At 58.2% G+C, this 1346-nt stretch carries 1 protein-coding gene and 3 tRNA genes; all 4 read right to left on the bottom strand.

Going from position 1 to position 1346, the window contains the following annotated elements; genetic code table 11:
- The coding region (locus X946_RS30350) for a GTP-binding protein (protein WP_038735236.1) at positions 1–111 on the bottom strand (111 nt) is incomplete at its 3' end.
- A gap of 62 nt (positions 112–173) precedes the next feature.
- Positions 174–248 (bottom strand) — tRNA-Thr (locus X946_RS05880).
- A 24-nt stretch (positions 249–272) separates the two neighbouring features.
- Positions 273–346: transfer RNA gene (locus X946_RS05875), tRNA-Gly, on the bottom strand.
- Positions 347–389: 43 nt separating this feature from the next.
- Positions 390–475, bottom strand: a tRNA-Tyr gene (locus X946_RS05870).
- Positions 476–1346: the final 871 nt, after the last annotated feature.

Here is a 1346-nt window from a genome sequence, read left to right as displayed (position 1 = left end):
CGACAGAACCGTCGCGATCGCCGCCGTCAGCGTCGTCTTGCCGTGGTCAACGTGACCAATCGTACCAACGTTCACGTGCGGCTTGGTCCGCTCAAACTTTTCCTTGGCCATTTTCAACTCCCGAAAGGAATTTCACATGTTGCGCCGCGCGCAAACAGACACCGACTACCTGCTGGTGCCCATGGGCAGGATCGAACTGCCGACCTCTCCCTTACCAAGGGAGTGCTCTACCACTGAGCCACATGGGCGCTTTACGTTTCAACTGCCTGAACTGGAGCGGGTGAAGGGAATCGAACCCTCGTCGTAAGCTTGGAAGGCTTCTGCTCTACCATTGAGCTACACCCGCAAGGGCCAGCAACGATTCCCTATACCGCTCTGTGCTTATGTCTTGGTGGAGGAGGTTGGATTCGAACCAACGTAGGCGTAAGCCAACAGATTTACAGTCTGCCCCCTTTAGCCACTCGGGCACCCCTCCGTAGAGAACTGACAATTATGGGGGTACATCGAATTCGTGTCAAGCGCTTCGTTGAGATTATTTGCATCTTCTTCGAGCGCGCCGATGTCGTTCGACCTGCGCCGCCGTTTTTCAGTTGTCATTGCATCGGCAACAGGACCGAGCTTGCGTACTACTGAATCCAACGGGACGTCTGGTACCGCCTGTCGCCGCCCCCGTCTGCCCGGCAAAAAACGCGCCGGAAAACGGAAGACCTGAATCATACGGCGTTGGAAGAACGCCGCCAAGTGCCAAACGGCGATTGGGCTCGAAAAGAAATCGTCACGGATGTAAAAGTAGAATCAATAATCTGGCCCCGAATATGAATCTCCGCTTGCAGGGTTAGGCGTGCGCAAGCGTCGACACAAGCGCATTGCCGCTGTCGAGCGCATGTCACTGCTGTTGCCAACTGGCCCGAGCCAGAGCTGGCGGATGGACTTTGTCGCTGACGGGTGAGCTCATGAGCAGCGCTTGCACTGCCTGAATGTGGTCGACGACTACACGCGCAAATGCCGGGTTATCGAGGTCAACACCCCGTTGTCCTGACTTCGCGCGGTACAGGTTTGCAGCGCTTGGACAAGATGCGTGGGTTGCCACCTCGATCACCGTTGATAGCGGCTCGGAGTTCGCGGCGAAGCACTGGATGCTTGAGCCTATGATGTCCGCATGCGCAGCAACAGCTTTAACCTCCGACACTCGTACCGGATCGGACTAGACGCGAGGGCCGGTCGAATCCCAAGAGCGCGTGCGGAGCGTCCGAGAGGCCCGCCCGCGCTCGAGCGAGAAGGGAGTCGAGGCGGGAGCTGGAGCGCGAGGCTCCTGCCGAGGGTGTTCAGGGGATTGGCGGAGGCGT

The sequence above is a fragment of the Burkholderia sp. ABCPW 111 genome (assembly GCF_000773065.1).
Taxonomy (GTDB): domain Bacteria; phylum Pseudomonadota; class Gammaproteobacteria; order Burkholderiales; family Burkholderiaceae; genus Burkholderia; species Burkholderia savannae.
Note: the sequence above shows the minus strand (reverse complement) of the source record. Positions and strands in the feature narration are given on the sequence as shown.